This is a genomic window from Actinosynnema sp. NPDC053489, from assembly GCF_044544865.1.
Lineage (GTDB): Bacteria > Actinomycetota > Actinomycetes > Mycobacteriales > Pseudonocardiaceae > Actinosynnema.
In genome coordinates, this window is sequence record NZ_JBITXT010000007.1 from 379556 (window position 1) to 404021 (window position 24466).

The window sequence follows — 24466 nt, forward strand, 5'->3', positions numbered from 1 at the left end:
CGCCAACGCAGTGGGAGGAGCACCGATGAAGGCCGTCACCTGGCACGGCAAGCGGGACGTGCGCGTGGACACCGTGCCGGACCCGATCATCAAGGACCCGACGGACATCGTCGTGCGCATCACCTCGACCGGCTTGTGCGGCTCCGACCTCCACCTGTACGAGGTGCTGGGTCCGTTCATCGACCAGGGCGACATCCTCGGGCACGAGCCGATGGGCGTGGTCGAGGAGGTCGGCGCGGAGGTCACCGAGGTCAAGCCGGGCGACCGGGTGGTGATCCCGTTCAACATCAACTGCGGCACGTGCTTCATGTGCGAGCGCGGCCTGCAGTCGCAGTGCGAGACGACCCAGGTGCGCGAGCAGGGGTCCGGTGCGGCCCTGTTCGGCTACACCAAGCTGTACGGGCAGGTGCCCGGCGGCCAGGCCGAGTACCTGCGGGTGCCGTTCGGCAACACGCTGCCGATCAAGGTGCCGGAGGGCCCGGCGGACGACCGGTTCGTGTACCTGTCCGACGTGCTGCCCACGGCGTGGCAGGCGGTGGAGTACGCGGCCACCCGGGACAGCCTGGTCGTGCTGGGCCTGGGGCCCATCGGCGACATGGCCACCCGCATCGCGCAGCACCGGGGCGTGGAGACCGTCATCGGCGTCGACCTGGTGCCCGAGCGCATGGCGCGGGCCCGCTCGCACGGCGTGACCGTGCTGAACCTGCGGGACAGCCACCTGGTCGACCACATCCGCGAGCTGACCGGCGGGCGCGGGCCGGAGGCGGTCGTCGACGCCGTCGGCATGGAGGCGCACGGCGCGCCGGTCGCGAAGCTCGCCCACCAGGCCGTCGGCCTGCTGCCGGACGCCATCGCCGCGCCGTTCATGCGGACCGCGGGCGTCGACCGGTTGCACGCGCTGCGGTTGGCCATCGACATCGTGCGGCGCGGCGGCACCATCTCGGTGTCCGGTGTGTACGGCGGGATGGCCGACCCGATGCCGATGCTGACCATGTTCGACAAGCAGGTGCAGCTGCGCATGGGCCAGGCCAACGTGTGGCGCTGGGTGCCGGAGATCCTGCCCCTGCTGACCGACGGCGACCCGCTGGGCGTGGACACCTTCGCCACCCACCACATGCCGCTCGACCAGGCGCCGCACGCCTACGAGATCTTCCAGCGCAAGCAGGACAACGCCGTCAAGGTGCTGCTGCGCCCGTGAGGGACCGACGTCCGACGATGATCGGCTCCCGGTGGTGGTGCGCCGCGGCGCTGCCCGTCGTGCTGGCCCTGGGCGGCTGCGGGGCGGGATCGGAGGACCTGGTCCGCGGCACGGCGGAGGAGTTCACCGCCGCGGTGGCGTCCGGCGAGCACGACCGCGCCTGCGAGCTGCTGACCGAGCGGGCCCGCGAGGGCGTGGAGTGCTCGTCGCTGGACGTCCCGGGCGGTGCCGTGCGGACGGTCGAGGTCTGGGGTGACGCGGCGCAGGTGCGCACGTCCGACGACGTGCTGTTCCTGCGCGAGCCGGCGGCCGGGTGGCGGGTGTCCGGCGCGGGCTGCCGGTCGCGGGAGGAGAGGCCGTACGAGTGCGAGGTGGGTGGACCGTGACGCGGCGGCTGGTGTTCTGCGCCTACCTGGTCGGCGTGGTGGGGCTGCTGGTGTGCTTCAGCGTCATCGGGCTGGTGGGCAGGTGAGGCGGTTCCTCCGGGACAACGGGCTGGGGTTGGCGTTCGGCCTGCTGTTCCTGGTCACGCTCGTCGGCCAGGCGTTCGCCGGCAACGCCGACCTGAACAACCGGCGGCTGGCCGACGGCGGTGACCCGATCGGGTTCGCCCGGTACGTGACCTCTTCGGACTTCGCGGTGGACGTCGCCGAGAACTGGCAGTCGGAGTACCTCCAGTTCTTCCTCTACATCTTCGCCACGGTGTGGCTGGTGCAGCGGGGGTCCGCGGAGTCGAAGACCCCGGAGCGGCTCGGCGCGGAGTCCGACGAGGAGCAGCTGCTCGGGTCGCACGTCGAGCGGCGGTCGCCGGCGTGGGCGAAGGCGGGTGGCCGGCGCACGGCGCTGTACTCGAACTCGCTGGGCCTGGCGATGCTCGGGCTGTTCCTCGGCTCCTGGGTGACGCAGTCGATCGCCGGCCGCAGCGCGTACGACAACGACCGGCTGAACTCCTTCCAGGACGCGATCGGCTGGTGGGACTACGTGCTGTCGGCCGACTTCTGGAACCGGTCGCTGCAGAACTGGCAGTCGGAGTTCCTGGCGATCGGCTCGATGGCCGTGCTCAGCGTCTACCTGCGCCAGCGCGGCTCGTCGCAGTCCAAACCGGTCGGCGCGCCGCACGGCACGACCGACGAGTCCGGCTGACCGCGCGGCCGGCCCCTCCCCTCCGGGAGCCGGCCGCGCGGCACCGTCACGCCGTCGCGAGCCCGACCTCGACCAGACCGCCCAGCCCGCGCGGCAACGGGCCCCGGTGCAGCACGCCCAGGCGTTGCGTGGCGCGGGTCAGGGCGACGTAGAGCTCGGCCGCACCGCGCGGGCCGTCGGCGAGGATGCGGTCCGGGTCCACCACCAGGACGGCGTCGAACTCCAGGCCCTTCGTCTCCGACGCGGGCACCGCGCCCGGCACGTCGGCCGGCCCGATCACCACGCTCGTGCCCTCGCGCCCGGCCTCCTCCCGGGTGAACTCCTCGACGGCGGCGGCGAGGTCGTCGTCGGTCACCCGCCTTGACCACGGCCGGACGCCGCACGCGCGCACCGACTCCGGCGGCGTGACGTCGGGTGCGAACTCGCGCAGCACGCCAGCGGCGACCTCCATGATCTCCGCCGGGGTGCGGTAGTTCACCGTGAGGCCGCGGTACGCCCAGCGGCCGGGCGCGTACCGCTCCAGCACGGACTCCCACGACGTCGCGCCGGCGGGCGAGCGCCGCTGCGCGAGGTCGCCGACGACGGTGAAGGAACGGCCGGGGCAGCGCCGCATCAGCACCCGCCAGTCCATTTCGGACAGTTCCTGGGCCTCGTCCACCACCACGTGCCGGTAGGTCCAGTCGCGGTCCGCCGCGGCCCGCTCGACCAGTTCCCGGGTGTCCCGCTCGAGCGTGCGCTCGGCCAGGTCCTCGGCGTAGAGCAGGTCCGTGGCGAACAGGTGGTCCTCGTCGTCCATGGAGTCCTGCCTGCCCACCAGGCTGTCGAGGACCTCCGCCGCGTAGCTGGTCCGCGCCTCCCGCTCGCGCTCGGCGGCACCGTCGTCGGCCTCGTCGCGCCCGAGCAGGTCGACCAGCTCGTCCAGCAGCGGCACGTCCGAGACCGTCCACGCGGCGCCGTCGGCACGCCACAGCGCCGCGTCCGCGCCGGCCGCCCGCAGCCGCTCCGGCGACTCGTACAGCGACGACAGCAGGCCCTCGGGCGTGAGGACCGGCCACAGCCCGTCCAGCGCGGCGGTGAACGCCTCGTCCACCGCCAACTCCCGCACCAGGTCGGCGCGCAGCCGTTCCCACGCCTCGCGGTCCGCGCGGGTCAGCCACTCCTCGCCGAGCCGCGGGATCGCCCGCTCGGTGAGCACGTACGTGACGATCTCGGTGAAGACGGCGCGGGCCTCGTTGTGCGGCAGGCCGCTCGCCCGCGCCTCCTCGCGCGCCCACCGCGCGGTCTCGGCGTCGATCCGGCCCGTGACACCGCCGAGGGTGATCGGCAGCGGCCGCTCCGGCAACCGCTGCCGGTCCGCGACCGCCGCCGCGAGCACCTCCAGGACCTCCAGCGACCCCTTGAGCCGGGCCACCTCGGCCGGGTCCTCGGCGGTGGCACGGAGGCCGGGCACGAGGCCGCCGGGCGTCGTGAACACCACGTCCGACTCCCCCAGCGACGGCAGCACGCGGCCGATGTGGTTCAGGAACGCCGGGTTGGGCCCCACCACGAGCACGCCGTGACGCTCCATCCGCTCGCGCTGCGTGTACAGCAGGTACGCGACGCGGTGCAGGGCGACCACGGTCTTGCCGGTGCCCGGACCGCCCTCGATGACCAGCACGCCCGGGTGGTCGAGCCGGATGATCTCGTCCTGCTCGGCCTGGATGGTGGCCACGATGTCGCGCATGCCCTCGCCGCGCGGCGCGTTCACGGCCGCCAGCAGGGCCGCGTCCCCCCGCTCCGCGCCGTCCGGGCGGCCGAGCACCTCGTCGGTGAAGTCGACCACCTGCCGCCCGCGGGTGTGGAACTGCCGGCGGCGGCGCATGTTCTCCGGGTTCGCCGCCGTGGCGACGTAGAACGGGCGGGACGCGGGCGCCCGCCAGTCGAGTAGCACGGGCTCGTAGTCGTCGTCCTCGTCGAACAGGCCGATCCGCCCGATGTAGGACCGCTCGCCGGTGACGGAGTCGAGCCGGCCGAAGCACAGCCCGTTGTCCGCCACCGCGAGGCGCTTCGCCTCCTTGGCCAGGGCGCGCACCTCGTCGTCGCGTTCCATGGGCGTGCCGCCGTTGCCGCGCAGCGCCGCGTCGTACCGCGCCTCCACCCGCGCCCGCTCGGCGTCGAGGCGGCGGTGCAGGTCGGCCACGTAGCCGCGCTCGGAGCGCAATTCGTCTTCGTACCCCTGAGTTGACACAGGCCCCTCACTGCAGCTAATCTCGAAATAGAGACGGCGGGCGTTCCACTCATCAGTGGAGTGCACGCCGATTTGTCGTTCTCCACCCGGCGTCACGTCACCCGAACGTGGACGTGCGCATTCCCGAGTCGGTGTTGACGCGCGCTTTTCCCAGGTGAACCGATGTGGCCCGGTCATTGTGCAGCGCACCCCGGGCCTTGCCGCAAGGCCCGGGGTGCGCTATATGTTGGAGTGGGAAGGGGTGATTTCCCCATTTCCTGCGGCTCACGACCGGCGCGGGAATCGCGCTCAGTCGAGGCGGTCCCCGCCCTCTTCGTCACCGGCGCTGTCGATGCCGTCGCGGCGGCGCTCGCGCCACGGCCAGGCGAACCACAGGCCGCCGAACACCACCGCGGCGAGCACGCCGAACGCGATGGCCAGCCAGCCGCCGACCACGACCTCGGCCAGCAGCAGGATCGTGCCGGTCATCGCGACGGCCAGGCACGCCAGGCCGCCGATCGCGAAGCGGTTGGCCACCTCCACGATGTCCTCCCGCCTGCCGCGGCGGAACAGCAGGCGGTGCCAGGGCGCGGGCGCGGTCAGCAGCGCGACCGCGCCCGCGGCGAACAGGACCGTGATCAGGTGGGTGACGCGGATGTAGCGGTCGGCCGAGGCGTAGCGGTCGGTGAACGCGATCGACAGCAGGAAGCCGAACAGGATCTGCACGCCGGCCTGGGCCACGCGCAGCTCCTGCAGCAGCTCGTTGAGGTTGCGGGCCAACCTCCGCTGGTGCGACTCCTCCGCCTGGCTCACCGCACCTTCTTACCCGTTCGGGTGATCGGCTAACCGTGACCGCGGGCGGCGAACGACAGCCCGAAGTGGTTCAGCGTGGCGGGCAGGGGCGCCCGCAGCGTCGGCACCTCCAGGTGGTCGCGCAGCGCGTCCAGCATGGTGCTGCCGGCGACCAGCACCAGGTCCCGGCCGGGGCAGATCCCCGGGCCACCGCTGAACGGCACGAGGCCGGGGTCGCTGGGCGCCGGCCAGTTCTCCGGCGCGTAGGAGTCGGCGTGCGACAGCCGGTCCGGGTCCCGGTGGAAGTACGGCGTGAACACGACGAACGTCGTGCCCGCGGGCAGCCACGTGCCGTGCCAGCGGGTCGGCTCGGTGCTCTCGCGCAGGATCACCGGCGTCGTCGGCCACAGCCGCGCCGACTCCCAGATCCCCGCCTCGCCCTCGCCGCCGAGCGCCAGCGCCCGCATCGTCACGATGCCCGCCGCGTCGAAGGCGAACAGCCAGTGGGGCACCTGCCCGCGCAGCTCGTCGGGCGAGCCGAGGCTCGCCAGGCTGCCCGGCTCGCCGCGCCGCAGGTGCCCGTCCAACCGGGCCTCGAACCGCCGGCGCAACGCCTCCCGCCGGGGGTGCAGGTAGGCCCAGTTCGCGTTGCCGCGCAACGTCTTCAGCTGGTCGGTCAGCTCGACGTCCTCGCGGGCGAACGACCCGAGCACGATCCGCCGCGCGGCCCGCCACCACGCCTGCGCGAACGAGTCCCAGGTGAGCCGGCCCGCGCTGCGGACGTGCCGCAGCAGCAGGTCGGCCTCGTCGGACACGATCGCCCGGACGTCGATCTTGTCGGGCCGCAGCACGTCCTCGTTCACCGCGCGCCGCCGCGCCCGCTCCGGCCCCGTCGAGATCAGCACGCCGTGCGGCTGGAAGTGCGCCAGCGCGGCCTTCTTCTCGCGGGTGGCCAGGGCGAACGGCGTCGGCGACTCCGCGAGCAGCCGGGCCACGTCGAGCGGGTCGAGCAGCACCGCGATGCTGCGCCCGGTGACCCGCAGCCGCAGCGGCTCCGGGCCGTACCGCTCCCGGAACCTCCTCATGGCGGCCACGGCCACGGCGTCCGCCTGGATCTTCTCCGCCAGCGCCGTGACCACCGGGCGGCGCACGATCACGCCCTTGGCCAGCGTCGGCAGGAGCACCTCGGCGAACGCCCGGCCGGTGTCCAGCCGCGAGGCTACGGCCACGACCCCTCCTCCGCGTGCGCGACGACCAGTTCGCGCACCTCGCAGCCCTCGGGCTGGCGCAGGGCGAACACGATCGCGTCGGCGACCCGCTCGGGCGGGTTGAGCTTGCTGTCGTCCGGCGGCCGGTACTGCTCCTCGCGGTCGTCGAAGAAGTGCGTGCGCATGCCGCCCGGGATCACCAGCGTGACGCCGACCCGGCCCGCGGTCTCGGCCGCCAGCGCCCTGGTGAAGCCGACCACGCCGAACTTCGAGGCGCAGTAGGCGGTGGCGTCGCTGACCGCCTTGATGCCGAGCGTGGACGCGATGGTCACCACCCTGCCACCGCCGTCGAGCAGGGGCAGGGCCGCCCGCACCACCGCGGCGGTGCCGAGGAGGTTCACCAGCACCACCCGGTCCCAGTCCGGACCGGGCACGTCCTCCAGCCGGCCGCACGCGTCCGTGCCCGCCGCCGTGACGACGGCGCGCAGGCCGCCGTTGCGCTCGGCGATGGCCTTGACCGCGCGCTCGGCCGCCCTGGTGTCGGACAGGTCCACCGACTCGAAGTCGGCGACCTCCGGCGACGACGGCGCGGCCTTGTCCAGCACCAGCGGTTTCCCGCCCAGCTCGTGCACCGCGCGCACCACGGCCGCGCCCAGACCGGACGCACCCCCGGTCACCAGCACCTGACCCAGCATCAGCCCCTCCTCGACAGCATCTCGGTGGTCGACCGGCCGCGGTGGTAGGGCACGACGACGGTCCGCCCGCCCCACCCCTTGACCAGCTCCGCCTCCGGCAGCGATTCAACGGTGTAGTCGCCGCCCTTGACCCAGACGTCCGGGCGCAGGGCGGCCAGCACGCGCTCCGGCGTGTCGTCCTCGAACACGACCACGTCGTCCACGCAATCCAAGGCGCGCAGCACCTCGACCCGGTCCTGCTCCTCGGTGACCGGTCGGTCCGGTCCCTTGAGCCGCCGCACGGACGCGTCGGAGTTCAGGCACACCACCAGGCAGTCGCCGAGCGACCGGGCGGCGCGCAGGGTGCGGACGTGACCGGCGTGCAGCAGGTCGAAGCAGCCGCCGGTGGCGACGACCACCCCGCCGCGCGCCCGCACGGCGTCCACGGTGGACAGCGGGTCGACCGGCCGGAAGCCGGACGCGCCGCCGTGGCGCAGGAAGTCGGCGGCCGACGTGACGCCGGCGGCGACCGCGTCGTCCGTCGCCGCGCCGGCCATGAGCCGGGCCGCGACGGTGACGGCGAACCGGTCGCCCGCGCCGCACGGGTCGAGCACCGGCACGCGGGGCGCCGGCACCGCGACCGGCGTGCCACCGCCGTGCAGCAGAGCGCCGTCCGCGCCGAGCGTGACGACCACGGCCCGGGCCCGCCACTTGGCGCGCAGCACCTCCAGGGCGTCCATCGGGTCGGCGTGGCCGCTGAACATCTTGGCCTCGGACGCGTTCGGCGTCACCAGCCGGGCGCCGGGCACCGGCTCCGGGCCGCGCGGGTGCGGGTCCCAGACCACCGGGCGGCGGGCGAGCACGCCCCGCAGCCGCTCGTCGCGCACCAGGCCGCGCCCGTAGTCGGAGACCAGGACGCAGTCCGCCTCCAGCACGGCGTCGAGCATGTCGTCGGTGACCCGCGGCGGCTGCGGGCCGCCGCCCCGGTCGAGGCGGGCGATCGAGTGGCCCCCGCTGCGCAGCCGGGTCTTGACCGGGGTCGGCGCGGCCGACGGGCCGAGCACCGACGGCACCCGGGCCAGCTCCTCGCGCAACCGGTGCCCGTCCGCGTCGTCGGCCACGGCGCTGACCAGCGTGACGTCGATCCCGTCGGCGGCGGCCAAGGCCGCGGCCAGGCCCGCGCCACCGGGTCTGGCGCGTTCCTCGGTCACGTCCAGGACGGGGGCGGGCGCGTCCGGGGACAGGCGCTCGGCGGTGCCGAGCACGTCCACGTCGAGCAGCGAGTCGCCCACGACGACGAGCTTCACGAGACCCTCCGCCCCGCCGCCGGGAGCGCGGCTTCAAAGGCCGCGCACAGCGCGTGCACCGCGACCAGCTGCGCCTCCTGCACGTTGGAGGGGTCGCCGGGCAGCGCCAGCACCTCGTCCACGACGTCGGCCAGCGGGTTGGGCGCGGGTCCGGTCATGGCCCACACGTGCGCGCCGGCCTGCCGCCCGGCCTTCGCCGCCTCCAGCAGGTTCGGGCTGCGCCCGCTCGTGGTCAGCAGCACCACCACGTCCTGCGGGCGGGCGTGCGCGGTGACCTGGCGGGCGAAGACCTGGTCGTAGCCGTAGTCGTTGCCGATGGCGGTGACGCTGGAGGACTCGGCGCACAGCGCGATCGCCGAGAACGGCCGGCGGTCGTCGCGGTAGCGGCCGACGAGCTCGGCGGTCAGGTGCTGCGCCTCGGCGGCCGACCCGCCGTTGCCCGCGGCCAGCAGCCGGCCGCCGTCGGCAAGCCGGCGGGCCAGCACGCCGCCCCAGCGGGTCAGCCGCGGCGCCTGGGCGCGCAGCCCGGCCAGCGACCGGGCCAGTCCGTTCAGGTGCTCTTCGACGGTCATCGCGTGCCTCCCACGGCCACGGCCTGCCCGGCCGCGACCCGCTCGTAGACGCGTTCGGTGTCCTGGGCGATCCGGTCCCACGTGTAGCGCACGCCCACCCGGTCGAGGCCCGCGAGCCCGCACGCCTCCCGGCGGGCCTCGTCGGACAGCAGCGAGTGCAGCGCGCGGGCGAGCGCGGACGGGTCGCGCGGCGGCACGAGCACGCCGGTCACCCCGTCCACCACGGTGTCGGTGAGGCCGCCGACCGCGCTGGCCACCACCGGCACCCCGCACGCCATGGCCTCCAGCGGCACGATGCCGAACGGCTCGTACCAGGGCACGCACGCCACCACGTCGGCCGACCGCAGCAGCGCGGGCATCGCGTCGCGCGACACCTGCCCCGCCAGCCGCACCCGGTTCCGCACGCCGACGCGCTCGGCGTACCGGGCCAGCCGCCGCGCCTCGGGGTCGGACCCGACGTCCACCGGGCCGCCCGCGATCACCAGCTCGGTGTCGGGCAGCGAGCGCAGCGCGCAGATCAGGTCCTGGAAACCCTTGCGGGGCACCAGCCGGCCGACGGACACGACCCGGTTGCGGTGGGTGCGGCGCTCGACCGGGCCCTCCGGCCGGAACCGCACCGGGTCCACGCCGCACGGCACGACGGAGATCCGCGACCGCTGCACGCCCATGCGCATCAGCTCGGTCACCTCGTCGTAGCAGGTGGCGGCGATCCGGTCGGCCTCGCGCCCGATCATGCGCTCGATGCCGATCCGCTCGCCGGGGCTGGTGTCGTCGGCGCCCTGGTGGTGGCGCTTCACCGTGCCCAGGGCGTGGTAGGTCTGCACGACGGGCGCGCCGGCCTTGCGCGCGGCGAGCACCGAGGCCAGGCCGGACATCCAGAAGTGGGCGTGCACGACGTCGGGCGGTTCCTGCTCCCACCGCCGCTCCAGGAACCGGGCGAACTCGCCCATGTGCGGCAGCAGGTCGTCCTTCGGCACCGCGCGGGCCGGGCCGGCCGGCACGTGCACGACGTCGTAGCCCTGCTCGGTGCGCACCCGCTCGGGCAGCCCCGGGTCGTCGCGGCGGGTGTAGACCACCACGTCGTGCCCGCGGGCCGACAGGGCCTCGGACAGCGCGGCGACGTGCACGTTCTGCCCGCCGGCGTCGACACCGCCCAGGACGGCCAACGGGCTGGCGTGCTCGGACACCATCGCGATCCTCATCCGCTCACTCCTGTCAACAACCGGTCCCAACCGCGCAGGAAGGCGTCGAGCCCGTACCGGGCCAGGGCGAACTCCCTGGCGTGCTTCCCCTTCTGCCTGGCCAGCGCGGGGTCGGCGACCAACTCGGCCACGGCCCGCGCCAGCTCGTCCACGTCGGTGGACACCACACCCGCCTCCGGCGGCACCGCGCGCACGACCTCGGTGCACGCCAACGCCACCACGGGCATCCCCAGGTGCATCGCCTCGATCAGCGACAGCCCCAGCGACGTCCACCGCACCGGGTGCAGGTACAGCCGCCGCAGGGCCAGTTCCCGGTGCAGCGACGCCAGGTCGTGGTCGCCGCGCCCCATTTCGCCCAGCTGCTCCGTCTTCATGCCGTACACGTCCAGCGGCGCGACCTCGGCGAACCGGGGCAGCAGGTCGGTGCCGACCGCCCGGCCGCGGCGCACCGGGTCGTTGACGACGACCGCGGCGCGGGGCAGCTCGCCGGTGTAGAGGGGGCCGGGGTCGACCACGCCGTGCTCGATGACGACCGTGCGGGTGGTGCCGCAGTCCCACATGAGGTCGTTGAAGTGGGTGACGTGGACGATCGTGCCGGGCCAGTCCTTGAGGGGGTGGGCCTGGTTCGGGTACTTGGGCGTGTTGTGCTCCAGGTACACCACCGGGATGCCGGCGGGGACCAGCCCCACCTCCTCGGGTCGTTGCAGCACCGCGACGTCGGCGTCCACTTCGGACACCGGTACCTCGCGCGCCGCCGGCCAGTCGCGCCCGGACAGCCCGATCCCGGCGGGTGGTCCGGGGATCAGGTACTCGTGCCCGCCCCGGACGAACGCGTTCGTCCACGAGCCGTGCACGTGCCACAGCAGGATCTTCACGTCCGCACCCCCACGAGGTCGGCTACGGCGGTGACGACCTGGTCGGCCGTCACCCGGTCGAGGCACGGGTGGCCGGGCACCGGGCACTCCCGCGCGCGCGAATCGCGGCACGGCGCGGCCTGGTCGCCCAGCAACACGTGCGGCCCGTGCGGCGCCCACCGGGTGGCGGGCACGACAGGGGAGAACAAGGACACGACGGGCGTGCCCACCGCCGCGGCGAGGTGCGCGGGGCCGGTGTTGCCGACCACGACGGCGTCCGCGCGCGCCAGCAGCCCGGCCAGTTCGGCGAAGGTGGTCCGGCCGCCGAGGTCGACGCCGTGCGCGCCGGCCACGTGCCCGGTCAGCGCGGTCTCCTTGGGGCCGCCGGTGACCAGGACCCGGTGCCCGGCCTGCGCCAGCGCCGCGACCGCCTCGGCGCACCGGTCCGGTGACCAGGCGCGGGCGGGCACGGAGGCGCCGGGGTGCACGACGACGTACGGGCCGACCTCGGCCGGTTGCGGCGGCTCGACGATCCGGAGCCGGCCGTCGTCGCCGGGGGGCAGCTCGAACCCGGCGGCGCGGGCGACTTGCAGCGCCCGCTCGGCTTCCGGGACGTCGGGGTCGTCGCGCAGCCGCACGTCGAGCAGCGAGCCGGGGTAGTCGGTGGAGCGGGCCACGACCTTGGGCACGCCGGCGAGCTTGAGCAGCAGCGCGAGCGGCAGCGGGCTCTGGTGGAACGACGTCAGGACCAGCGCCACGTCGGCCCGGATTCCCTTGAGCAGCGCCACGATCCCCTCGATGTCGGGGGTGCGGACCTCCGGTGCCGGGTTGGCGATCCACGGGCAGTCCCACCGCACGACCCGCTGCACGCCGGGCAGCAGCTCGGCCGCCTGCGCGCCGGAGTGCCCGCACAGCACGACGACTTCGCCCGCGTGGGCGGCGGCGCGCACCGCCGGTCCGGCGAGCAGCACGTCACCGTCGTTGTCCAACCGGGCCACGAGGGTCCTCATAGGACCATCGCCATCGCGGCGCGGAGGTCGGTCGCCTTGTGCGGCGCGCGGTCGACCTCGTCGGGCAAGGTGACCGGGGTGGGCACGAGGATCGGCGTCACGCCGGCGGCGAGCGCGGCTTTGACGTCGGCCTCGATGTCACCGATGAAGTAGGTGCGCTCGGGGCGCGCGCCGAGGGCCTCGCAGGCCCGGAGGACCATGGTGGGCGCGGGTTTGCGGCACGCGCAGCCGTCGTCGGGGTGGTGCGGGCAGACCTGCCACGTGCCGAACCTGCCGAGCAGCACCTCGACCCTGGCGTTCACCGCGTCGACCTGCTCGCGCGTCAGCAGACCCCGGCCGATGCCGGACTGGTTCGTCACGACACCCGTGCGCACGCCGCGCGACCGCAACGCGCGCACGAACTCGCGTGCGCCGGGCATGGCGCTCACCCGTTCCGGGTCGCCGTTGTAGGGCACGTCGGTGATGAGCGTGCCGTCGCGGTCGAAGAGAACCGCGTCGGGGTACTGGTCCACAGAGGAGAGTTAGCCGGTGAGAAGTGAAGCAAACACTTCTCGGAGAAGCGCTACTCTCCGCTACCACCGATCGAGTGAACGTAGGTGTAGAGCCGGAGTGGACGGGTACTCAACCCTCGAACTCGATTCCCAACGCGAGAGGGTTGTTTGCAGTGACGACCATCGAGAAGTCCGTGGACGTCGAGGTCCCGGTCACGACCGCGTACAACCAGTGGACGCAGTTCGAGTCCTTCCCGCAGTTCATGGAGGGCGTCGAGCGCATCACGCAGGTGAGTCCCACCCGGACGCACTGGGTGACGAAGATCGCGGGTGTGACGCGTGAGTTCGACGCCGAGATCACCGAGCAGCACCCCGACGAGCGGGTGGCGTGGCACACCGTCGACGGCACGCCGCAGGGCGGTGTGGTGACGTTCCACCGGCTCGACGACCGGCGCACGCGGGTGCACGTGCAGATGGAGTACGACCCGCAGACGTTGACCGAGAAGGCGGGTGCGGCGGTCGGCCTGGTCGACCACCGCGTCTCCGGCGACCTGGAGCGGTTCAAGGAGTTCATCGAGGGTCGCGGCGCGGAGACCGGCGCGTGGCGGGGCGACGTGAGCCGCCCGCCGCAGGCCGGCGAGACGCGCCACGACCTGCCGGACGCCGGCCGGCCGGGTGACCCGCTGCGATGAGCGAAGTGGCGGCGCGCGGGCGGGGTTGGTCACCTCCTCCTCCGATCCCCCGCCCGCGGCCGCCGCTGGAAGGCTGTCGGACCGCGTGAGCGGTTGACGGGTGCGCGAGGGCCCCGCGAACTCCGGTTCGCGGGGTCCTCGCATGTCCGCGCACCGGCGGTGACCGGGTTGCCGACCGCGATCCACGAGCAAGTCCTCGGGCGAGTGAGTGCTCGGTCCCGTCAACGGGCGAGCGAGTCCTTGGTCCCGTCCTCGGGCGAGTGAGCCCTCGGTCCCGTCCTCGGGCGAGCGAGCCCTCGGTCCCGTCAGCAGCGCGAAGAGGCCCGCGGGGTTCGTCCCCGCGGGCCTCTTCGGTCCGGTTCCGGCGGTGGTCAGCCGTCCTTCAGGCGGTCGAACAGGCCGCTCACCGAACTCCGCAGCGCCGACGCGGCGTCACCGAGCAGGGAGCCCGACGCGGCCCTGCCGTTCGCGCTCCCCTCCCCCGGCTGGTCGCCCCGCGGGCCCACGTCCTGGTCCAGCAGCTCCCGCAGCACCTCCAGCACCACCTCCGGGTGCCCCAGCGGCACGGGGGCGGCGAACGTCTGGGCCGACGCGATCACGTCCTCGTGCCTGCGGATCAGGTCGCCGACCTCCGAGCCCGCCGCCGCGCCCGCCACCAGGTGCACCGGCACGTCGCGGTCGGCGAACTCGGACAGCACCTCGTCCACCTCGTGCCACGGCTCGTCGGCCGCGGGCAGGCGGCACCACATCACCTGGAGGTGCTCGGTCAGCGGCCGCCACGTCCCGGGCAGCTCGCCGTGCCTGCCGACCCCGGCCGGGTCGAGCACGACGACCGCCGGGGCGTCCGGCGGGCCGGCCCACACCACCGACGGGCCCGCGGTCCTCGGTTCCTCGTCCATGCGCCTACACCTCCACCACTGCGGGTTCCACGCAGTAGACGGTGTATGCCGACCGGATGATCGGCTGCGCCACGTTGCGCACCCGCACGCCACCGGGCGTCATGCCGTGCTCGGTGCCGAAGTGCGCGTGCCCGTGCACGGCGAGGTTCGTCCCGTTCGCGTCGATCGCCTCGCCCAGCAGGTACGAGCCGAGGAACGGGTAGATCTCCGGCGGCTCGCCGCGCAGCGTGTCGGGCACCGGCGCGTAGTGCGTCAGCGCCACCTTCACGTCCGCCCGGAGGCCGGCGAGCGCGGCGTCGAGCGACTCGGCGATCCCGGTGGTGTGCCGGATGAACGCCTTCATCTCCGGTTCGCCGAACGCGCTGCCGCACTTGCCGGCGAACCCGCCGCCGAAGCCCTTCACGCCCGCGACGCCCAGCGTCTGCCCGTCCACGGTGAGGGTGGTGGCCTCGCCCTCCAGCACGGTCAGCCCGGCGTCCCGCAGCACGGCGGTCACCTCGTCGGGCTTGTCGTCGTGGTAGTCGTGGTTGCCCAGCACCGCCACGACCGGCACGGGCAGGTCGCGGAACTCGTCGGCGACCACCCGCGCCTCGGACACGGTGCCGTGCCGGGTCAGGTCGCCGGCCAGCAGCAGCACGTCGGCGGACTCGCCGAGCTGCTCCAGCGCGGGTCGCATCCGGCCACGCGCGTCCTCGCCCAGGTGCACGTCCCCCACCGCGGCGATGCGGATCATCGGATCTCCTCTCGGCCGACCGGTGCGTCGGACGGCACGACCTTCACGTCGTCGAGCACGGTCAGCTCCGGCGCCACGTCGTGGATCACGGCCTCCAGCTCGGCGCGGCGCTCCGGGCTGGCGACGTCACCGGACAGCAGCACGTGGTCACCGCGCACGGTCACCCGCACGCCGAGTTCGGTCGTGCGCGGGTCCTCGGCCAGCGCTTGGCGCAGCCGGGCGGAGAGGTATTGCTCTGCGGTCATCAGGCGCTCCTGGTCAACGAGGTGTGCAGGAGGTCGAGGCGCTCTACGAGGACGAGGAACGCCTCGGCGTAGGGCGAGTGCTTGGTGGCTTCGCGGACCTGCTCCCAGTCGATCTGCTCGCGCAGCGCGCGGACGAAGGGCAGCAGCTGGCTGAAGTCGCAGCGGTGCCCGTCGAGCACGAGCAGCTTGCCGATCAGCACCTCGGTGGCCGGCATGACCGGCAGCACCACGGAGCCGACCTGCAGCTCCTCGGCGCGCGAGAGCGTCTCTTCGGTCACCGGGACCTCGTTGGGCCGGAACAGCAGGTCCACGAGCGAGTCCCCGTCGTAGACCTTCAGCAGCCAGTCCTCGGGCGGTGTCGCGGCGCGCATGCCGGCCGCGACGAGCGCGCTCACCGCCTCACTGGCGTCCTGCTCGCGAACCAGGATGTCCACGTCGTGTTCGGTGGCCGGTCCACCCCTGGCGTACACCGCGCACCCGCCCGCCAGCGCGAACGGGATGTCGTGCGTGCGCAGGGCCTTCGCGACCTTGGTCAACGTGCGCAGCAGCTCGTCTTGGACACCGCTCATGCGTGATGACTACCCGGAGGACCGGACCTTCACACGGCGGTGGGGGTAGCGCGGTCCCCCCGGGGTAGCCCACCCGGTATGACTGCCACACCGCCCGATCCCGACCCGGCCCGCACACCCGGCCTCGAGCCCGGTGGCGGGGTCGCGCCCGGCGAGACGCCGCCCGACGCCGGCCAGACCTCCGGCCTGTCCCACCCGCAGCCGATGCCCTCGCGCCGCGGCCCGATCATCACGCTGGTGGCCGTGCTGGTCATCACGGCGCTGACGCTCGCGTTCGTGGTGGCGCAGGTGATGGGCTGGACGAACCTGTTCGAGGGCTCCTGACGGCCCTCAGGGCCGCAGCGGCGGACTCGCCGCCACGCCCTCCTTGCGGCCGAGGCCGTCCAGGAGCTGCTTGAGGGTGTCGCGGGCGTTGTGCCGCGGCGCCCAGCCCAGCCGCGTGAACGCCTTGGTGGCGTCCAGCAGCGGCGCGGTGAGCGCCAGGTCGACCCAGCCGTGCGAGGTGGGTTGCAGGCGCAGGTGCCAGGTGATGCGCGCGGCGGCGCGCAGGGCGGACGGCGGGAGCGGCACGTGCCGCGTGCCCATGACCTCGGCGAGCACCTGCGGCGTCACGACCGGGTCGGAGACCAGGTTGTACGCGCCCTCGGCGCGGGTGGTGAGGATCCGGGCCAGCGCGTCGGCCACGTCGTCGGCGTGCACGAACTGCAGCACCATCGCCCCGGGCAGCGGCAGGACCGGGAACCTCGTCCGGAACAGCGCGTGCGGGACCAGGCGGCCGAGGAAGTAGCGCCTGATCTCGGCGGCGGCGTCGGGTTGCAGGACCAGGCCGGGGCGCACGCGGGTGACGGCGACGCGCGGGTGGTCGCGCTCGAACCGGTCCAGCAGGTGCTCGACGGCGGCCTTGTGCCGGCTGTAGTAGGAGGTGGGCACGCCGTCGGTGGGCCAGGACTCGTCCACGGTGTGGTCCTTGGCGGCCGGCGAGTAGGCGCCGACGGAGGACATGTGGACCAGGTGCGGCACGCCCGCCTTCGCGGCGGCGGTGAACACCCGGTCGCTGCCCGCCACGTTGGTGCGGTAGAGCAGGCGCTCGTCGTGGCCGGGTTGGATCAACCACGCCAGGTGCACGACCGCGTCCGCGTCGCGGAACGCCTCGGCGAGCGGTTCCTCGGCGCCGTCCCGGCTCAGGTCGACCGGGGTCCACGTGATGGTGTCGTAGGGCGCTCCCGCGGCGGGTGCCCGGCGGGAGATGCCGTGCACCGCCACGTCCGGTTCGTCGGCGAGACGGCGCAGCAGCGCGGTGCCCAGATTGCCGGTGGCGCCGGTGACGACGATCCTCATGGCGGTCGGGTACCCGCGCGGGGCGGGTCGACACGAGGAGGTCGGGTGTTCCAGGCGGCGGGGTGGGGGTTGCTGGCGGGGTCGGCGCTGCTGGTGGGCGCGCTCGTGGGTTACCTGGCGCGGGTGCCGCGGGGTGTGGTCGCGGCGGTGATGGGGTTCGGCAGCGGCGTGCTGATGTCGGCGGTCGCGTTCGACCTGATCGACGAGGCCCACGAGGCGGGCGGCCTGCTGCCGACGGCGGTGGGCGCGGCGCTGGGCGCGCTGGTCTACACGGCGGCGAACGTGGCGCTGGCCAAGCGCGGCGCGCGGCACCGCAAGAGGTCGGGCGGGTTGCAGCCGTCGGAGTCGGAGCAGAGCGGGTCGGGCACGGCGATCGCGGTCGGCGCGCTGCTGGACGGCATCCCGGAGTCGGTGGTGATCGGGGCGAGCCTGCTCGGCGGCGGCGGGGTCAGCGCGGTGACCGTGGCGGCGGTGTTCATCAGCAACGTGCCGGAAGGGCTGTCGTCGGCGGCGGGCATGCGGCAGGCGCGGCGGTCCAAGCGGTACGTGTTCGGTTTGTGGACCGGGATCGCGCTGATCAGCGGCCTGGCGTCGATGGCGGGCTACGGCCTGCTGGCCGGCGCGCCGCCGCAGTGGCTGGCCGGGATCACCGCGTTCGCGGGCGGGGCGATCCTGTCGATGGTGGCCGACACGATGATCCCCGAGGCGTTCGACGACGCCCACCTGCTGGTGGGCCTGGTGACCGTGGCCGGGTTCCTGACCGCGTTCACGCTGTCGCACACCTGAATCGCGCTACCGGATCAGGGGGACACCGAGGAACAGCAGGGTGCCGACGAGCGTCGCCATGGCGGCGGCCACGACGATCGGCTGCACCCACTCCTCCTTTTTCTTGACGAACCACGCGACCCACCCGAAGACCGCCACCACTGCGATCAAGCGCCAGTCGATCACGACCCACCCCTCAGTAGCCTGTTCGCGAACGTTTGCGAACGTTCGCAATCAACGTACGCTAGAGTGCGGCTAGCAGGCAACGCAGGAGAGTGGGATGACGGAACTCAGGCCGAGCGGCGAACCATCGGCGAGCGAGGCCCGACTGCTGGTCGAGCTGCGGAAGTTGTACGTCGAGCGCGGTGAACCGTCGTACCGCGACCTGGCCCGGGATACCGGACGCGCGCCGTCGACCATCAGCAGCGTGCTGTCCGCGGGGCGGGTCACGAGCCTGCCAATTGTCCTGGATGTCGTCCGGGCGCTCGGCGGTGACGTCGAGCGGTTCGAGCGGCTGTTCCAGCTGATCCGCAGCGAGCGCCAAGGGTTGGAGGACCGCGCGGACGAGCTGAGCGCCGAACTCGGACTGCCCGCCTCCCAACACGTTCAGCACACGTCGACCACCGTCCACTCCACGGGGGGCACGGTCTACATCCAGTCCGGCGGCCCTCTGCCGTTCAGTCCGCTGTCGGTGTTCGCGCCCGCGGAGCTCGTCACGACCTACGAGTCGGCTTGCCTCGCGCACGCGTCCGGCGCGCACATGGCGGCGATGAGCCTCACGAGGACGTTGATCGAGGCGGTGGGGGCGCGGGAACGGGGCCGGCACTCCCCCACCCCCCTCGATGGCGTCGATTTCCTGCGGGAACAGGGCGTCATCTCGGCACGCTTGGCCGAGAAGGGATACGAGGTATGGGCTAAGACGTCCGAGGTGGTGCGCGGCCTGCGCGCGCCGCGACCGGACGATTCGGCCGCCGCGCTCGCGTTCGCGCTGGCCCTGCTGTCCTGCGCATACCTCGACGGCAGGCGGTAGCGAGGAGCCGATTACGTGCCCCGCCCGGCGCGCGTGGGAAAATGCGTTGCCGGGGGCGCGGCCGGTCGCCAGGCTCGGGCCCGTGGTCGACACCCCGCACCGCGACGGACGCGCCGGCATCGACGCCGGGCTGGTCCGGCGGCTGCTCGCGAGCCAGTTCCCCCGGTGGGCGCACCTGCCGGTCACCCCGGTCGAGGTGGACGGGTGGGACAACCGCACCTACCGCCTCGGCGAGGGGATGACGGTGCGGCTGCCGACCGCCGAGGGCTACGCGCCCGCCGTGGCCAAGGAGCACCGGTGGCTGCCGGTCCTCGCGCCGGCGCTGCCCGTGCCGGTCCCCGAGCCGCTGGCGCTGGGCGTGCCGGGCGAGGGCTACCCGTTCCACTGGTCGGTCCGCCGGTGGCTGGAGGGGGACACGGCCGCACCGGACCGCGTCGACGACCTGGTGGCGTTCGCCGAGTCGGTCGCCGACTTCATCCGCGCCTTGCAGCGCGTCGACGCGACCGACGGGCCGCGGGCGGGCGCGCACAGCTTCCACCGGGGCGCGCCGCCGGGGTACTACGACGACGGCACGCGGCAGGCGTTGGCCGTGCTCGGGGGGCACGTCGACACGCGACGTGCGGCGGCCGTGTGGGAGGACGCGCTGCGGGCGCCCGCGTGGTCCGGGCCCCCGGTGTGGTTCCACGGCGACATCGCGAGCGGGAACCTGCTGGTCCGGGACGGGAAGCTCGCCGCGGTGATCGACTTCGGCACGTCCGGCGTCGGCGACCCGGCGTGCGACCTGGTGATCGCGTGGACGATGTTCTCCGGCGCGAGCCGGGAGGCGTTCCGGGACGCCGTCGGGACGGACGACGCGACGTGGGCGCGGGCCCGGGGCTGGGCGCTGTGGAAGGCGCTGATCACCCTGGCCGACGACGTGCGGGCGGACTCGCCCCGGCAGGTGGTCGAGGCGGTCCTGGACGACGCGTGACGTGGTCGGAGGGGGCGCCCCCGCGGCCGGGAACGCCCCCTCCGGATCGGTTCAGCGGTTGACGGTGAGGTCCCGCGCCGCCGCGTAGCGGTCCCGCACCCACGGGGTGGGCTCGGCCTCGACCGGGGTCGACGCCAGCTCCGACCAGTGCGGCGGTGCATCGGCGCCGCCGACGGCCCACGCCGCCTGCCTGGCCGCGCCGTCGGCCACGTACTCGCCGGGCGACGGCACCACGACCGGGCAGCCGAACACGGCCGGCGCGAGCTGCTGCACGGCGGGCATCCGCGCGCCGCCGCCGATCAGCAGCACCCGGTCGACCGGCAGGTCGAGCGCGCGCAGCGCGTCGATCGCGTCGGCCAGGCTGCACAGCAGGCCCTCGACCGCGGCGCGCGCGAGGTGCGCCGGGGTCATCGTGTCCAGCCGCAGGCCGTGCAGCGCCCCGGTGGAGTCGGGCTTGTTCGGCGTCCGCTCCCCCTCCAGGTACGGCACGAACACCAGCCCGTCCGCGCCCGCGGGCGCGCTCAGGGCCAGGTCCGACAGGTCCGCCAGGTCGACCCCGAGCACGGCCGACGTCGACGTGAGCACCCGTGACGCGTTCAGGGTGCACACGAGCGGCAGGTGCGCGCCCTCGGCGTCGGCGAAGCCGTTGACGATGCCCGTGCCGTCGGCCACCGGCTCCGCCCGGCGCGCGAACGCCGTGCCGGACGTGCCGATGGACACCACGACGTCACCGGGCCGCGCCTGCACGCCCAGTGCCGCCGCCGCGTTGTCGCCCGCGCCCGCGCCGAACCGGCCGCCGACCAGGTCCGCCGGACCCAGCACGCGCGGCAGCGCGACGACCTTGCCCAGGGCCAGCTCCAGCAGGTCCGTCCGGTAGTCCTCTGTGGACGGTGACCAGTAGCCCGTGCCGCTGGCATCGCTGCGGTCGGTGGTCAGCGCGTCCAACGAGGTCGCGCCGGACAGCTTCCAGGTCAGCCAGTCGTGCGGCAGGCAGACCGCCGCCGTGCGGGCGACGGACTCCGGCTCGTTGGTCGCGAGCCACCGCAGCTTGGTCACCGTGAGCGAGGCGACCGGCACGCTGCCGATCGCCTCGGCCCACTCGTCCGGACCGCCCAGCTCGGTGGTCAGCTCGATCGCCGCCCCCGCGGAACGGGTGTCGTTCCACAGCAGCGCCGGCCGGACCACCTCGCCCGACTCGTCCAGCGTCACCATGCCGTGCTGCTGCGCGGCCACCGAGACGGCGGCCACGTCGTCCAGGCCGCCCGCGTCCGCGATGGCCGTCTGGAGGGCGTCCCACCACGCGGAGGGGTGCACCTCGGTGCCCGTCGGGTGCGCCGCACGCCCTTGCCGGACAAGGGCGCCGGTGTCCGCGTCGCGCACCACCACCTTGCAGGACTGGGTGGACGAGTCGACGCCCGCGACGAGCGCCATCAGCGCGCGCCCAGCAGGTGCTCGGTCGCCAGCTGGGAGAGGCGCACGAACCCGAAACCGCGCTCCGCGGCGGTCGACGGGTCGAAGTCCTCGCCCTTGAGGAAGTCCGCGATGGACTCACCCGGGTTCAGCGTCGGCTCGGCAAGCTCGTGGACGCCGCTGTACTTGAACGCCTCCTGCACCTCGGGGTCGGCGCGGAACGCCGCCGCCCGCTCGCGCAGCAGCTGGTAGGTGCGCATGTTGGCCGCCGCGCTCGCCCACACGCCTTCGAGGTCCTCGGTGCGCAGCGGCTTGTAGTCGAAGTGCCGCGGGCCCTCGTAACCGCCGTTCTCCAGCAGGTCGACCAGGAAGAACGCGGACAGCAGGTCGCCCTGGCCGAACACGAAGTCCTGGTCGTAGCGCGGGCCCTTCTGGCCGTTGAGGTCGATGTGGAAGAGCTTGCCCTGCCACAGCGCCTGGCCGATGCCGTGCACGAAGTTCAGGCCCGCCATCTGCTCGTGGCCGACCTCGGGGTTCACGCCGACCAGCTCGTGGTGCTCCAGCGTGGAGATGAACGCCAGCGCGTGGCCGATCGTCGGCAGCAGGATGTCGCCGCGGGGCTCGTTGGGCTTGGGCTCCAGCGCGAAGCGGAAGCCGTAGCCCTGGTCGACCGAGTGCTGCGCGACCGTGTCGATGGCCTCGCGGTAGCGGTCGAGGGCGGCACCCACCGGCTTGCCGGCGTCCACCTCGGAGCCCTCGCGACCGCCCCACAGCACGATCGTCTCGGCGCCCAGTTCCGCCGCCAGCTCCATGTTCCGCAGCACCTTGCGCAGGGCGAACCGGCGCACCGCGCGGTCGTTGCTGGTGAAGCCGCCGTCCTTGAACACCGGGTGGGTGAACAGGTTGGTGGTCACCATCGGCACGACCATGCCGGTCTCGTCCAGCGCCGCGCGGAACGCGGCGACCCGCTTGTCCACCTCGGCGGCGTCGGCGCCGAAGGGGATCAGGTCGTCGTCGTGGAACGTGATGCCCCACGCACCGAGCTCCGACAGCTTGCGCACCGCCAAGGGCGCGTCCAGCACGGGTCGCGTCGCGTCGCCGAACGGGTCACGCCCCTGCCAGCCGACCGTCCAGAGGCCGAAGCTGAACTTGTCCACGAGGACACCTCCAAATAAGTTTGATGCCTGAACTTATCTCACTCAGCCGCTAGTATCCAGTGGTGTCCAGACCGCAGCCCGCGAGCCAGCACACCGTGCGACGGCACAACTCCGCGCTGGTGCTCGACGCCATCGCCGAGGAGCCCGGGTCGTCCCGGGCCGCCGTGGCCGCCCGCACCGGCCTCACCAAGGCCACCGTGTCGAGCCTGGTCGACCGGATGATCGGCGCGGGCCTCGTGGCCGAGGGCGAGGCGCAGGCCAGGTCCGGCCCCGGGCGGCGCGGCACGGCGCTGCACCTGTCCCCCACCGGGCCGCACGGGCTCGGCGTGGAGATCGGGGTCGACTACCTGGCCACGTGCCTGGTCGACCTGACCGGGCGGGTGCGGGCGCGGTCCGTGCGGGCGGGCGACAACCGCGCCTCCAGCCCGGCGCGCGTGCTGGCGAAGGTGGCCGCGGCGGTGCGCGCGGCGGCGAAGCGGGACGTGCCGATCGGCGGGGTGGGCGTGGCCGTGCCCGGCCTGGTGGAGGTGGCGGGCGGGTCGCTGCGGCTCGCGCCGAACCTGGGGTGGCGCGAGGTGGACGTGCGCGGAGAGCTGACCAGGCGGTTGGCGCTGGACGTGCCCGTGCTGGTGGGCAACGAGGCGAACCTGGCGGCGCTGGCCGAGCTGTGGCACGGGGACGTGTCGGCGGACTTCCTGCACATCTCCGGCGAGGTCGGCATCGGCGCGGGCATCGTGGTGGGCGGTGCGCTGTTCGAGGGCGTGTCCGGGTTCGGCGGGGAGATCGGGCACCTGTCGGTCGACCCGCGCGGGCCGGCGTGCGCGTGCGGGTCGCGGGGGTGCCTGGAGCGGCTGGCGGGGCAGGACGAGATCGTGCGGGCGGCGGGCGTGTCGGAGGTGGAGGAGCTGCTGGCGCGGCTCGCGGCGGGCGACCGCACGGCCACGACGGCGGTCCGCGCGGCGGCGCGGTGGCTCGGGGTGGCGCTGTCGGGTGCGGTGAACCTGCTGGACCTGCCGACCGTGGTGCTGGGTGGCACGTACGCGCGCCTGGAGCCGTGGCTGAACGAGCCGTTGCAGGCCGAACTGGACCGCCGGGTCGTCAGCGGCGCGTGGTCACCCGTCCGGGTGGTCGCCTCGTCACTGGGCGCCGAGGCCGCCGTGCGGGGCGCCGCCACCACCGCCGTGCGCGCGATCCTGGCCGACCCGGACCCCTACGTCACCTCGGTCCTGTCCTGAACGTTCAACCCACCCCTCCCGAACGCAGGACTCTCGCGCCCCGAACGTAGGACTCTCGCGAGAGTCCTACGTTCAGGGCTCGTGTGTCGTACGTTCGCGACCCCCGAGTTCTACGCTCAGGACGGCCGGCAGGGACTCGTGGGCGCCCTCCGGGTCACCCTCCACGGACGCGATGACCTGCGGGGACCGGGTGGCGGTGATCGTTCCCGGGGCGTCGTGCACGGCGGCGAGCTCCGCCGGCGTCGCCCGGACGGTGCCGCGCTCGGCGAAGCGGCGCAGCGCGTTGTCCTCCGAGTCGTGCGGCACCACCTCGTGGTGGGCGGCCCCGACCTCGACCGCCGGCGCGGCCGGCCGGGGAACTGCCGCACGACCAGGCCGTGCCCGGCCGCCCGGTGCACGCACGCGGCGGCCGGCCTCACCGCGGTCGCCGGAGATCAGGTCGCGCACCCGGTCCACGTCCAGCGCCGGCGCGGGCGGGTGGTCCTCGGCGTACCGGCGGGCGGTTGTCGACTTGCCGCACCCCGGGCGGACCGTTCAGCGCGATCAGTCGGGGCACCCGGTCGAGCCCAGCCGGAACCGCGCCGCGTACCGACTCGTACACCCACCGTCACGAAATACCGCACTGGCCGGTGCTGTTCACCCGAATGCAGTCACAGGAAGCGACGCGCCGTGCGCGCTCGTCTGACAGCCTGGATGGCACGTTTGCCAGTGCCGACAACCGTCGGGAGAGACTGCCGGGGGGGTGGAGCCGTTGCCGCGTGGAGAA

The 24466-nt window shown here is 73.9% G+C and carries 28 protein-coding genes; 9 read left to right on the forward strand and 19 right to left on the reverse strand.

Translation table 11 applies throughout. The annotated features are described in order from the left end of the window. Nucleotides 1–25: 25 nt before the first annotated feature. From ACIGNX_RS18950 to ACIGNX_RS18960, 3 genes are all read left to right on the forward strand, one after another. A complete protein-coding gene (locus ACIGNX_RS18950; protein WP_396541696.1) occupies nt 26–1198 on the forward strand; it encodes a zinc-dependent alcohol dehydrogenase in 1173 nt (390 codons plus the stop codon). Continuing rightward, on the forward strand, nt 1195–1584 hold the full coding sequence (locus ACIGNX_RS18955) for a hypothetical protein (protein WP_396541698.1): 390 nt from the start codon (nt 1195–1197) through the stop codon (nt 1582–1584). Before ACIGNX_RS18950 ends, ACIGNX_RS18955 begins: the two co-directional genes overlap by 4 nt. Before the next feature lie 82 nt (nt 1585–1666). Then, nucleotides 1667–2341 (forward strand): DUF6766 family protein, encoded by a 675-nt coding sequence (locus tag ACIGNX_RS18960; protein ID WP_396541700.1) that lies wholly within the window; start codon nt 1667–1669, stop codon nt 2339–2341. Nucleotides 2342–2387: 46 nt separating this feature from the next. Here ACIGNX_RS18960 and helR read toward each other — a convergent pair whose 3' ends face one another. The 10 genes from helR to ACIGNX_RS19010 form a co-directional block, all read right to left on the reverse strand. After that, nucleotides 2388–4568: an RNA polymerase recycling motor ATPase HelR gene (helR, locus tag ACIGNX_RS18965; protein ID WP_396541702.1), complete on the reverse strand. Its 2181-nt coding sequence runs from the start codon at nt 4566–4568 to the stop codon at nt 2388–2390. A 288-nt stretch (nt 4569–4856) separates the two neighbouring features. Further along, a complete protein-coding gene (locus ACIGNX_RS18970) occupies nt 4857–5360 on the reverse strand; it encodes a DUF6328 family protein (protein WP_396541704.1) in 504 nt (167 codons plus the stop codon). 29 nt (nt 5361–5389) lie between these two features. Further along, nucleotides 5390–6568: a cytochrome P450 gene (locus ACIGNX_RS18975; protein ID WP_396541706.1), complete on the reverse strand. Its 1179-nt coding sequence runs from the start codon at nt 6566–6568 to the stop codon at nt 5390–5392. Then, nucleotides 6559–7242, reverse strand: coding sequence for an SDR family oxidoreductase (locus ACIGNX_RS18980; protein ID WP_396541708.1), 684 nt, complete (start codon nt 7240–7242; stop codon nt 6559–6561). Before ACIGNX_RS18980 ends, ACIGNX_RS18975 begins: the two co-directional genes overlap by 10 nt. Beyond that, nucleotides 7242–8528, reverse strand: a complete 1287-nt coding sequence (gene rfaE2, locus ACIGNX_RS18985; RefSeq protein WP_396541710.1) for a D-glycero-beta-D-manno-heptose 1-phosphate adenylyltransferase — start codon at nt 8526–8528, stop codon at nt 7242–7244. Before rfaE2 ends, ACIGNX_RS18980 begins: the two co-directional genes overlap by 1 nt. After that, nucleotides 8525–9100, reverse strand: a complete 576-nt coding sequence (locus tag ACIGNX_RS18990) for an SIS domain-containing protein (RefSeq protein WP_396541712.1) — start codon at nt 9098–9100, stop codon at nt 8525–8527. Before ACIGNX_RS18990 ends, rfaE2 begins: the two co-directional genes overlap by 4 nt. Next, nucleotides 9097–10302: a glycosyltransferase gene (locus ACIGNX_RS18995; RefSeq protein ID WP_396541714.1), complete on the reverse strand. Its 1206-nt coding sequence runs from the start codon at nt 10300–10302 to the stop codon at nt 9097–9099. Before ACIGNX_RS18995 ends, ACIGNX_RS18990 begins: the two co-directional genes overlap by 4 nt. After that, on the reverse strand, nt 10299–11177 hold the full coding sequence (locus ACIGNX_RS19000; protein WP_396541716.1) for a glycosyltransferase: 879 nt from the start codon (nt 11175–11177) through the stop codon (nt 10299–10301). Before ACIGNX_RS19000 ends, ACIGNX_RS18995 begins: the two co-directional genes overlap by 4 nt. Continuing rightward, a complete protein-coding gene (locus ACIGNX_RS19005) occupies nt 11174–12166 on the reverse strand; it encodes a glycosyltransferase family 9 protein (RefSeq protein ID WP_396541718.1) in 993 nt (330 codons plus the stop codon). Before ACIGNX_RS19005 ends, ACIGNX_RS19000 begins: the two co-directional genes overlap by 4 nt. Further along, nucleotides 12163–12678 carry a D-glycero-alpha-D-manno-heptose-1,7-bisphosphate 7-phosphatase gene (locus ACIGNX_RS19010; RefSeq protein WP_396541720.1) on the reverse strand — a complete coding sequence of 172 codons (516 nt, stop codon included), beginning with the start codon at nt 12676–12678 and terminating at the stop codon, nt 12163–12165. The genes ACIGNX_RS19005 and ACIGNX_RS19010 overlap by 4 nt, the downstream gene beginning before the upstream one ends. 152 nt (nt 12679–12830) lie before the next feature. On the opposite strand from ACIGNX_RS19010, the gene ACIGNX_RS19015 reads away from it, so the two are divergent. Then, a complete protein-coding gene (locus ACIGNX_RS19015) occupies nt 12831–13349 on the forward strand; it encodes an SRPBCC family protein (protein ID WP_396541722.1) in 519 nt (172 codons plus the stop codon). Nucleotides 13350–13720: 371 nt separating this feature from the next. Here the strand turns inward: ACIGNX_RS19015 and ACIGNX_RS19020 are convergent, their stop codons facing one another. From ACIGNX_RS19020 to ACIGNX_RS19035, 4 genes are read right to left on the reverse strand one after another with little or no spacing between them, the layout of a single operon-like run. Next, a complete protein-coding gene (locus ACIGNX_RS19020) occupies nt 13721–14248 on the reverse strand; it encodes a hypothetical protein (RefSeq protein WP_396541724.1) in 528 nt (175 codons plus the stop codon). A gap of 4 nt (nt 14249–14252) precedes the next feature. Next, nucleotides 14253–14981, reverse strand: coding sequence for a metallophosphoesterase (locus tag ACIGNX_RS19025; protein WP_396541726.1), 729 nt, complete (start codon nt 14979–14981; stop codon nt 14253–14255). Further along, the gene (locus ACIGNX_RS19030) at nt 14978–15226 is read right to left on the reverse strand and encodes a BON domain-containing protein (RefSeq protein WP_123742686.1); all 249 of its coding nucleotides are present in this window, start codon (nt 15224–15226) and stop codon (nt 14978–14980) included. The genes ACIGNX_RS19025 and ACIGNX_RS19030 overlap by 4 nt, the downstream gene beginning before the upstream one ends. Continuing rightward, entirely contained in the window at nt 15226–15795 is a 570-nt protein-coding gene (locus ACIGNX_RS19035) for a nucleotidyltransferase family protein (RefSeq protein ID WP_396541728.1), read from the reverse strand. Before ACIGNX_RS19035 ends, ACIGNX_RS19030 begins: the two co-directional genes overlap by 1 nt. 78 nt (nt 15796–15873) lie before the next feature. On the opposite strand from ACIGNX_RS19035, the gene ACIGNX_RS19040 reads away from it, so the two are divergent. Then, the gene (locus tag ACIGNX_RS19040) at nt 15874–16119 is read left to right on the forward strand and encodes a DUF6480 family protein (RefSeq protein WP_396541730.1); all 246 of its coding nucleotides are present in this window, start codon (nt 15874–15876) and stop codon (nt 16117–16119) included. A gap of 6 nt (nt 16120–16125) precedes the next feature. Here the strand turns inward: ACIGNX_RS19040 and ACIGNX_RS19045 are convergent, their stop codons facing one another. Next, entirely contained in the window at nt 16126–17133 is a 1008-nt protein-coding gene (locus tag ACIGNX_RS19045; protein ID WP_396541732.1) for an NAD-dependent epimerase/dehydratase family protein, read from the reverse strand. A gap of 45 nt (nt 17134–17178) precedes the next feature. Between ACIGNX_RS19045 and ACIGNX_RS19050 the strand changes: the two genes are divergently transcribed. Continuing rightward, nucleotides 17179–17919, forward strand: a complete 741-nt coding sequence (locus ACIGNX_RS19050) for a ZIP family metal transporter (RefSeq protein ID WP_396541734.1) — start codon at nt 17179–17181, stop codon at nt 17917–17919. A gap of 6 nt (nt 17920–17925) precedes the next feature. Here the strand turns inward: ACIGNX_RS19050 and ACIGNX_RS19055 are convergent, their stop codons facing one another. Continuing rightward, the gene (locus ACIGNX_RS19055; protein WP_396541736.1) at nt 17926–18084 is read right to left on the reverse strand and encodes a hypothetical protein; all 159 of its coding nucleotides are present in this window, start codon (nt 18082–18084) and stop codon (nt 17926–17928) included. A gap of 94 nt (nt 18085–18178) precedes the next feature. On the opposite strand from ACIGNX_RS19055, the gene ACIGNX_RS19060 reads away from it, so the two are divergent. Together ACIGNX_RS19060 and ACIGNX_RS19065 are read left to right on the forward strand one after the other, a co-directional pair. Continuing rightward, nucleotides 18179–18928 carry a hypothetical protein gene (locus ACIGNX_RS19060; protein WP_396541738.1) on the forward strand — a complete coding sequence of 250 codons (750 nt, stop codon included), beginning with the start codon at nt 18179–18181 and terminating at the stop codon, nt 18926–18928. An 82-nt stretch (nt 18929–19010) separates the two neighbouring features. Next, nucleotides 19011–19898, forward strand: coding sequence for an aminoglycoside phosphotransferase family protein (locus ACIGNX_RS19065; RefSeq protein ID WP_396541740.1), 888 nt, complete (start codon nt 19011–19013; stop codon nt 19896–19898). A gap of 51 nt (nt 19899–19949) precedes the next feature. On the opposite strand, the gene xylB is transcribed toward ACIGNX_RS19065, so the two are convergent. Both xylB and xylA read right to left on the reverse strand, forming a co-directional pair. After that, complete coding sequence (gene xylB, locus ACIGNX_RS19070) at nt 19950–21329, reverse strand: xylulokinase (RefSeq protein WP_396541742.1); 1380 nt, start codon at nt 21327–21329, stop codon at nt 19950–19952. Beyond that, nucleotides 21329–22465 carry a xylose isomerase gene (gene xylA / locus ACIGNX_RS19075; protein WP_396541744.1) on the reverse strand — a complete coding sequence of 379 codons (1137 nt, stop codon included), beginning with the start codon at nt 22463–22465 and terminating at the stop codon, nt 21329–21331. Before xylA ends, xylB begins: the two co-directional genes overlap by 1 nt. A 62-nt stretch (nt 22466–22527) precedes the next feature. Here xylA and ACIGNX_RS19080 point away from each other — a divergent pair, with 62 nt between their 5' ends. Beyond that, on the forward strand, nt 22528–23700 hold the full coding sequence (locus tag ACIGNX_RS19080) for an ROK family protein (protein WP_396541746.1): 1173 nt from the start codon (nt 22528–22530) through the stop codon (nt 23698–23700). A gap of 72 nt (nt 23701–23772) precedes the next feature. Here the strand turns inward: ACIGNX_RS19080 and ACIGNX_RS19085 are convergent, their stop codons facing one another. Further along, a complete protein-coding gene (locus ACIGNX_RS19085; protein WP_396541748.1) occupies nt 23773–24147 on the reverse strand; it encodes a hypothetical protein in 375 nt (124 codons plus the stop codon). Nucleotides 24148–24466: the final 319 nt, after the last annotated feature.